This window comes from Saccharopolyspora sp. NPDC000359 (genome assembly GCF_040300525.1).
GTDB lineage: Bacteria > Actinomycetota > Actinomycetes > Mycobacteriales > Pseudonocardiaceae > Saccharopolyspora.
The window spans coordinates 1-8,055 of record NZ_JBEPDU010000100.1 but is presented as its reverse complement, the minus strand read 5'-3'; the positions used below and the strand labels follow the sequence as shown (position 1 = coordinate 8,055).

Genomic DNA, 8,055 nt, shown 5'->3' with positions numbered 1-8,055 from the left:
CGGTAGCTAAGCTCCCCAGCGCTGATGGTACTGCACTCGACAGGGTGTGGGAGAGTAAGACACCGCCGACACACTACATGGGAGAAGGCCTTCTCCCTCCTGGTTCCGACCGGGAGGGAGAAGGCCTTCTTCTTTTCACACACCCGGAGCTCGGCGAACACGCGGTGGCGGGTTGGCGCAAGTGGTCGGGGTTCGGGGATCCAGGTCGTACGCTGGCGGCATGGGTGGTGTGCGGATTCTTGTTGTGCAGCTGTCGAAGAACGACCCCCCGGGCCCGCTCGGCGAGTGGCTCGTGGCGGCCGGGGCCGAGATCGACGTGGTCCTGCCTGGCGAGCAGGAGTTGCCCGCCGACTTCAGCGAGCACCAGGGGGTGGTCGTCCTCGGCGGCGAGATGGGTGCGTACGACGACGCGCAACACCCTTGGTTGGCCGGGGTTCGGGGCCTGCTCAGCAAGGCCGTGGGCGAGCGGGTGCCCGTCCTGGCGGTGTGCCTCGGGGCGCAGCTCCTCGCCGCGGCCACCGGCGGGCAGGTTCGAGCGATGCGCAAGGGGCCCGAGGTCGGCACGCTGCTCATCGCGAAGCGGGATGTCGCGGCGGAGGACCCGTTGTTCGGCCCGGTGCCGCTGACCCCGGACGTGCTGCAGTTCCACTTCGACGAGGTGGCCGTGCTGCCGCCGTCGGCGCAGTTGTTGGCCTCCTCGCCCAAGTGCGAGAACCAGCTCTTCCGCGTCGGCGACTGCGCCTACGGGTTGCAGGGCCACATCGAGACGACCACGGACCTGGTGCTGCAGTGGGCGGAGGGGTCGCCAGAGGGGACGGCCGCGGCGCGGCCGGGACAGCTGGAACGGGACCACCTCGACGAGTTCCACGCGGACCTGGCCGAGACCTGGCAGCCGGTGGCGGAGCGGTTCGCGCGGTTCGTGGCGACCCCGCCGGAGGACCGCAAGGCCAGCAGGTTCCTGCCGCTGGCGTGATCCTCACCAGGTCGGGTCCGCATGGGGAAGCCGGGCGGACTACGGTCGGGTAATGGCCAACAGCAACTCGTCGCGCTCGGGTTCGGTGCCGTCTCCCGCTCGTTACGGGTTCACCGACGCGTCACGTGCTGAGGCCCAGCTGCGGCGTGCCGGGTGGTGGTCGGACCGCGGCCCGGAAGGAGCCGAGCCGATCGTGACCGCGTTGTCGCGGACCCCGGACCCGGACCTGGCGCTGCACTCCCTGGACCGCTTCCGGGATGCTGCGGACGCGGGGTGGGCCGAGCTTTCGCGGGCGCTGGGCGGTGATCCGGGCTTGCGCGCCCGCTTGTTCGGCGTCCTCGGGGGGTCCACCGCCCTCGCTGATCACCTCGTCGCGCACCCGGAAGACTGGCGGCGGCTGCGCTCGGACGCCTCGCCGGCGCGCACGCTGGAGGAGCGGACCTCGGAGCTCCTGGCGGCGGTGGGGGCTGAGGGCAGCGGGGCGCCGGGGACTCCCGGCGGCCCGGTAGCGGAGGTGGAGGGGACGGACGCGGTCAGCGCGCTCCGCCAGGCGTACCGCGGGCTGTTGATGGACGTTGCCGGGCAGGACATGGGCAGCGTCGTCGATCCAGCCCAGCCCGGTGTGCCGTACGAGGACGTGGCCGCCACGTTGTCCGATGTCGCCGTCGCTGCGCTGCGCGCAGCGCTGTCGGTCGCGGTGGCCGAGCTGAAGAGCTCAGGTGTGGACGAGGTGCCGCGGCTCGCGGTGATCGCGATGGGCAAGTGCGGTGGCCGGGAGCTGAACTACGTCAGCGACGTCGACGTCGTCTTCGTCGCGGCCGAGGAGGCCGATGTCCCGGCCGCGACCCGGTTGGCCAGCCTGGTGATGCGGGTGGCCGGTTCCGCGTTCTTCGAGGTCGACGCGGCGCTGCGCCCGGAGGGCAAGGCCGGGGCGCTGGTGCGAACCCTCGAGGGGCACCTGAGCTACTACCGCCGCTGGGCGCGCACGTGGGAGTTCCAGGCGCTGCTCAAGGCCCGGCCGGTGGCCGGGGACGCCGAGCTCGGGGCGGACTACCTCGCCGCGGTCCAGCCGTTGGTGTGGACCGCCGCCGAACGCGAGGGTTTCGTGGCGGATGTGCGGTCGATGCGGCGCCGGGTCGAGGACCACGTCCCCTCCGAGCTGTCCGAGCGGGAGCTGAAGCTCGGCCGGGGCGGGTTGCGGGACGTGGAGTTCGCCGTGCAGCTGCTGCAGATGGTGCACGGTCGCAGCGACGACTCGCTCCGGCTGACGTCCACATTGGATGCCCTGCGCGCGCTGGGCGAGGGCGGTTACGTCGCCCGCACCGATGCGGCGGACCTGGTGGATTCCTACCGGTTCCTGCGCACGGTCGAGCACCGGTTGCAGCTGCGGCAGCTGCGCCGGACGCACCTGTTCCCGGCCTTCGACGACGGTGAGGCGCTCGGCGTGCTGGCCCGGGCGGTCGGGTTGCGCGCCAGTGGCCGGAACTCGGCGGCCCAGGCGTTGGTCGCGGAGTTCCGGCGGCACAGCAACCGGGTTCGGCGGCTGCACGAGAAGTTGTTCTACCGCCCGCTGCTGGAAGCGGTCGCGAAGGTGCCGACCGCGGCGTTGCGCCTGACGACGTCGGCGGCGGTGGAGCGACTGGCCGCACTCGGTTACACCTCGCCGGAGGGCGCTTTGCGCCATATCGGTGCTTTGACGTCCGGAGTGTCCAGGCGGGCGAGTATCCAGGGCACGCTGTTGCCGATGCTGTTGGACTTGCTGGCGAACACACCGGACCCGGACGGCGGGCTGCTCGCGTACCGGAAGGTGTCCGAGGCGCTGGCCGAAACCCCTTGGTACCTCCGGTTGTTGCGAGATGAAGGAGTGGTGGCCGAGCGGTTGGCGCAGCTGCTCGGCACCTCGAAGCTCGTCCCGGAGCTGCTGGTGCGCGCTCCCGAAGTGCTGCGGCTGCTGTCGGACACACCTGCGCTGGCCGAACGCGATCCCACGGAGGCGTCGGTTTCGCTGCGCAGCACCGTGGCGCGTTACTCGGAACCCGCGCGTGCCGCCGCTGCGGCGCGGTCGTTGCGCCGTCACGAGCTGCTGCGGATCGCCTGCGGTGACCTGCTCGGCCTGGTCGAACCGACCACGGTGTTCCAGGCGCTGTCGAACATCTGGGTCGCTGTGCTGGAGTCGGCGCTGGACGTGTCGACGCGGGACACCGCGAAGTCGATGGGCGGTGTCCCGGCGCGGATCGCGGTGATCGGCATGGGGCGCTTGGGCGGTGCGGAGCTCGGTTACGGTTCGGACGCCGACGTGATGTTCGTGTGCGAGCCGGTCGACGGGGCCGACGAGACCACGGCGGTGCGGTTCGCGACCACCGTGGTCGAGCAAGTCCGGCGGTTGCTGGGCGCGCCGAGCCAGGACCCCCCGCTGGAGGTCGACATCGACCTGCGGCCGGAGGGGCGCCAAGGCGCGCTCGTGCGCACGCTGGACTCCTACCTCTCGTACTACCGCAGGTGGGGCGAGGTCTGGGAGGCGCAGGCGCTGCTGCGGGCCCGGCACATCGCTGGTGACCAGGACCTGGGGGAGCGGTTCTGCCGGGCCGTCGACCCGATCCGGTACCCGGAGGGCGGGCTGGACGAGACGAAGGCCCGGGAGATCCGCCGGATCAAGGCGCGGGTGGATTCCGAGCGGTTGCCCCGCGGCGCGGATCCGGCCACGCACACCAAGCTCGGCCGCGGCGGTCTGGCCGACGTGGAGTGGACGTTGCAGCTGCTGCAGCTGCAGCACGCCCACGAGCACCCCGGGCTGCGCACGACCTCGACGTTGGACGGGCTGCGGGCCGCCACCGAGGCGGGTGTGCTGGACGCAGGTGACGCCGACGAGCTCGCCCAGGCGTGGACGCTGGCGATGCGGGTGCGCAACGCGGTGATGCTGGTGCGCGGCAAACCGGGGGACCAGCTGCCCAAGCAGACGCGGGAGTTGAACGCGGTGGCCGCCGCCCTGGGGTATTCGGCGGAGGTGGACACCGGGGAGGTCGTCGACGACTACCTGCGCGTGACCCGGCACGCCCGCGCCGTCGTGGAGCGGGTGTTCTACGGCTCCTGAAGGGCCTAGGGTGGTGGTCGTGGTGGAGCTGCGAACGGCCGAAGAAGCGGATCACCCGGTGGTCGTGGCCGCCATCCAGCGGTGGTGGTCCGATTCGCGCAGCCCGGAGGCCGCCCGCGAGCTGTCGCTGCTCGTGCCCCGGCTGTTCCTGCAGCACTTCTCCGGGACCAGCTTCATCGCGGAGCAGGACGGCCGGATGGCGGGATTCCTTATCGGCTTCGCCTCCGCCGACCGCCCGGTGGAGGCCTACATCCACTTCGTCGGGGTCGATCCGGAGTTGCGCCGGTCCGGGCTGGCGCGCCGGTTGTACGGGCAATTCTTCGCCGCGGTGGCCCGATCTGGTCGCACCCGCGTGCACTGCGTCACCTCGCCCGCCAACACCGGTTCGATCGCCTTCCACCGGAGCATGGGTTTCCAGCTGCGCCCGGGGGATGCCGAAATCGGCGGAATTCCGGTGCACCGCGATTACGACGGGCTCGGCCACGACCGGGTTTGCTTCGTGCGGGACATCGACCCGGCCGCATTCCGCTGATCCGCCGCGGTCGGGAATTCGGCCGCGTGCAGGTGTCCTGGTGGTCCGAATGGTGCAACCCGGTTCGGCATGCGGTCCACGCCGCCCCATTTTCGCGGCGCCGCAGCGATTCTCGCGGTCCCCTGTTCTGGTGCGGTGGGAAAAGGGGCGCACTGGTCGGGTTTTCGGCGAACCCGGTCGGCGGTCCCGAATTGCTGAATTCGCCAGTACCCTCCGCGGAGGAAGGCAGGGCGGCGAACAGGGGACTGCCGATGTCCGAGGACTTCGAGGTGCTCGTCGACCGTCAGGCGATGTGCGGGGCGAGCCCGTTGTGGATGCCCGCGCTCAATTGCGTGCACTGGGTGGATCTGCTGCGCCGGGAATTGCACACCTACCACCGGGATTCCGGTGCGGACGAAGTCCGGGTGCTGCCGGGTCCGGTCACGGCGCTCGGCGCGACGCGGCACGGTCAGCTGATCGCCGCCGCAGGACGCGGGTTCGCGCGGGTGCACCTCGCGCGTTCGGCGCTGGAGCCGGTCGTCCAGGTCCGCAACGGCGACCGCATGGGGGTGGGCGCCTGCGACCCGACCGGGCGGTTCGTGGCGGGCACCCTGACGCACTCCCGCGAGTTCCAGGCCAGCGGGCTGTACGTGCTGGACGGCAACCGCGCGCGGTTGCTGGTCGACGGGGTGACCGCGGCTGGTGGGGTGGCGTGGAGCCCGGACGGCAGGCGGATGTACCTGGTCGACGCGCGCACCATCTGGGTCTACGACTACGACCCGGAGCGCGCGCTGGCGGTCTCCGGGCGGCAGTGGGTGGTGTGCGCGGAGGTGGAGGGCAACCCGGAGGGGATCGCGGTCGACGCCGAGGGCTGCGTGTGGGTCGCGATGCACTGGACCGGGCGGATCCACCGCTACGCCCCCAGCGGGGACCTGGAGACCGTCCTGTGGGCGCCGACCCGGCGGATCACCAGCCTGGCCTTCGGCGGTTCGCGGCTGGAGGAGATGTACGTGACCTCGGCGTGCTACGGCTACGACGAGCCCGCGCTCCTCGAGGACCCGTGCGCCGGTGCGCTGCTGCGCTTCAAGCCGGGAGTGCTTGGGGCCGCCCTGCAACCCTGGCAGGGCATTTGAGCCACTGATATTAGCCGATCATGGCATTCGCCATCACACGGTCGCGGCGAGACGGGGCAGCGCCTGGCCCGGGCCTCCCAGGCGGGGCGGGAACGAGCAGTGGCCCGCCAGCCGGAGCTGACGGGCCACCACGTGCTCAGCGCATCACACGTCGAAGTACAGCGAGAACTCGTGCGGGTGCGGGCGCAGGCGGATCGGGTCGATCTCGTCCTCGCGCTTCAGGTTGATCCAGGTCTCGATCAGGTCCGGCGTGAACACGCCGCCCTCGAGCAGGAAGTCGTGGTCGGCTTCCAGGTTGTCGATGACCGCGGCCAGGTTGTCCGGGACGGTCGGGACGTTCTTGGCCTCTTCCGGCGGCAGCTCGTAGAGGTCCTTGTCGATCGGCTCGGCGGGCTCGATCTTGTTCTTCACGCCGTCCAGGCCGGCCATCATCATCGCGGCGAACGCCAGGTACGGGTTGCCCGACGGGTCCGGGCAGCGGAACTCGACGCGCTTGGCCTTCGGGTTCGCGCCGGTGATCGGGATGCGCATGCAGGCGGAGCGGTTGCGCTGCGAGTACACCAGGTTCACCGGGGCCTCGTAGCCCGGCACCAGGCGGTGGTAGGAGTTCACCGTCGGGTTGGTGAAGGCCAGCAGGCTCGGCGCGTGGTGCAGGATGCCGCCGATGTAGTGGCGGGCCATGTCCGACAGCCCGGCGTAACCGGACTCGTCGTAGAACAGCGGGCTGCCGTCCTTCCACAGCGACATGTGGCTGTGCATGCCGGAGCCGTTGTCGCCGAACAGCGGCTTGGGCATGAAGGTGACGGTCTTGCCGTGCTGCCACGCGGTGTTCTTGATGATGTACTTGAACAGCTGCAGGTCGTCGGCCGCGTGCAGCAGCGTGTTGAACTTGTAGTTGATCTCGGCCTGGCCGCCGGTGCCGACCTCGTGGTGCGCCCGCTCGATGGTGAAGCCGGACTGGGTCAGCTGGGTGACCATCTGGTCGCGCAGGTCGGCGAAGTGGTCGTACGGCGAGACCGGGAAGTAGCCGCCCTTCATCCGGGTCTTGTAGCCCCGGTTGCCGCCCTCCTCGTCGCGGCCGGTGTTCCACCAGCCCTCGATCGAGTCGACCTCGGCGAAGGTCTTGTTCGGGGCCTCGCCGAACTTGACCGAGTCGAAGATGTAGAACTCGGCCTCGGCGCCGAAGAACGCGGTGTCGGCGATGCCGGACTCGTTCAGGTACTGCTCGGCCTTGCGCGCGATGTTGCGCGGGTCACGGCTGTAGGGCTCCAGCGTGAACGGGTCGTGCACGAAGAAGTTCAGGATCAGCGTCTTCTCGGCCCGGAACGGGTCGAGGCGCGCGGTGTAGGGGTCGGGCAGCAGCAGCATGTCCGACTCGTGGATGGACTGGAAGCCACGCACGGACGAGCCGTCGAAGGCCAGCCCCTCGGTGAAGGCGTCCTGGTCGAACGCGGCGGCGGGCACGGTGAAGTGCTGCATGACGCCCGGCAGGTCGCAGAACCGGACATCGACGAACTTCACGTCCTCGTCGGCGATGAAGCGCAGGACCTCGTCTGGATTCTTGAACAAGCTCGGTGGCTCCTTCAGCACTCGATACAGCTCACCGACGCCACGTCGTACGCTTCCGCCGCCGGCTCGGTTCTCACCGTATGTCGTGGGTGTTGCTCCGTCGTCACCCGAATGTTTCGCCGGCGTTAACTGCGACCTGTTCGGGTGGTCGAGGTTGCGCGAACCGGGCGAACGTGGTGCTCCGGTGGGCGGCACGTACCCTGGATGACGTGCGAAGAGTCGGATCGTGGCTGGACGCCCCGAAGAACGCGTTCAACCACGCGCGCGAGCAGGCGAACGAATCCCGGCCCAAGTGGCGCGGCGAGAAGCTGGGGTTGCCCGAACGCGGTCCCGGTTCGGCGGCCCCGGTGGGCAAGCGCCTGGGGGCGTTCCTCATCGACATCGTGCTGGCGGCCCTGGTCGCGGCGCTGTTCACCATGCCGGACTACCCGGGGAACTGGAGCCTGGTGGCGTGGGCGGTCATCACCGTGGTCCCGGTGAGCTTCTTCGGCACCACGCCGGGCATGGCCGCGCTGCGGATCTGGGTGGCGCGGGTCGACGGCGCGGTCATGGTGGGGCCGCTGCGGGCCGCGCTGCGCTGCGTGCTGACCTTCCTGGTCATCCCGGCCGTGATGTGGAACTTCGACGGCCGCTCCTGGCACGACCGGCTCAGCGGCACCATCGTGCTGCGCAGGTGACCTGACGAACGAGGAGCGGGCCCGGGGATCCGGCGCCTGCCTGGTGCTGGCCCCGGCGCACCGCCTGCTGCCTGGTGATGCGCTCGCCGAACTCGTCGCGC

6 protein-coding genes are annotated in these 8,055 nt (G+C 70.4%); 5 read left to right on the top strand and 1 reads right to left on the bottom strand.

What is annotated here, in order from left to right; genetic code table 11:
* The first annotated feature begins 220 nt into the window (after positions 1–220).
* The 4 genes from ABT324_RS33035 (at position 221) to ABT324_RS33020 (ending at position 5,708) form a co-directional block, all read left to right on the top strand.
* Positions 221–973 carry a type 1 glutamine amidotransferase gene (locus ABT324_RS33035; RefSeq protein WP_351185739.1) on the top strand — a complete coding sequence of 251 codons (753 nt, stop codon included), beginning with the start codon at positions 221–223 and terminating at the stop codon, positions 971–973.
* Positions 974–1,025: 52 nt separating this feature from the next.
* Positions 1,026–4,064, top strand: coding sequence for a bifunctional [glutamine synthetase] adenylyltransferase/[glutamine synthetase]-adenylyl-L-tyrosine phosphorylase (locus tag ABT324_RS33030; protein WP_351185736.1), 3,039 nt, complete (start codon positions 1,026–1,028; stop codon positions 4,062–4,064).
* 19 nt (positions 4,065–4,083) lie between these two features.
* Entirely contained in the window at positions 4,084–4,596 is a 513-nt protein-coding gene (locus tag ABT324_RS33025) for a GNAT family N-acetyltransferase (protein WP_351185733.1), read from the top strand.
* 251 nt (positions 4,597–4,847) lie between these two features.
* Positions 4,848–5,708: an SMP-30/gluconolactonase/LRE family protein gene (locus tag ABT324_RS33020; protein ID WP_351185730.1), complete on the top strand. Its 861-nt coding sequence runs from the start codon at positions 4,848–4,850 to the stop codon at positions 5,706–5,708.
* 144 nt (positions 5,709–5,852) lie between these two features.
* On the opposite strand, the gene glnA is transcribed toward ABT324_RS33020, so the two are convergent.
* The gene (gene glnA, locus ABT324_RS33015) at positions 5,853–7,277 is read right to left on the bottom strand and encodes a type I glutamate--ammonia ligase (protein ID WP_351185727.1); all 1,425 of its coding nucleotides are present in this window, start codon (positions 7,275–7,277) and stop codon (positions 5,853–5,855) included.
* 209 nt (positions 7,278–7,486) lie between these two features.
* Here glnA and ABT324_RS33010 point away from each other — a divergent pair, with 209 nt between their 5' ends.
* On the top strand, positions 7,487–7,954 hold the full coding sequence (locus ABT324_RS33010) for an RDD family protein (protein ID WP_351185725.1): 468 nt from the start codon (positions 7,487–7,489) through the stop codon (positions 7,952–7,954).
* Positions 7,955–8,055: the final 101 nt, after the last annotated feature.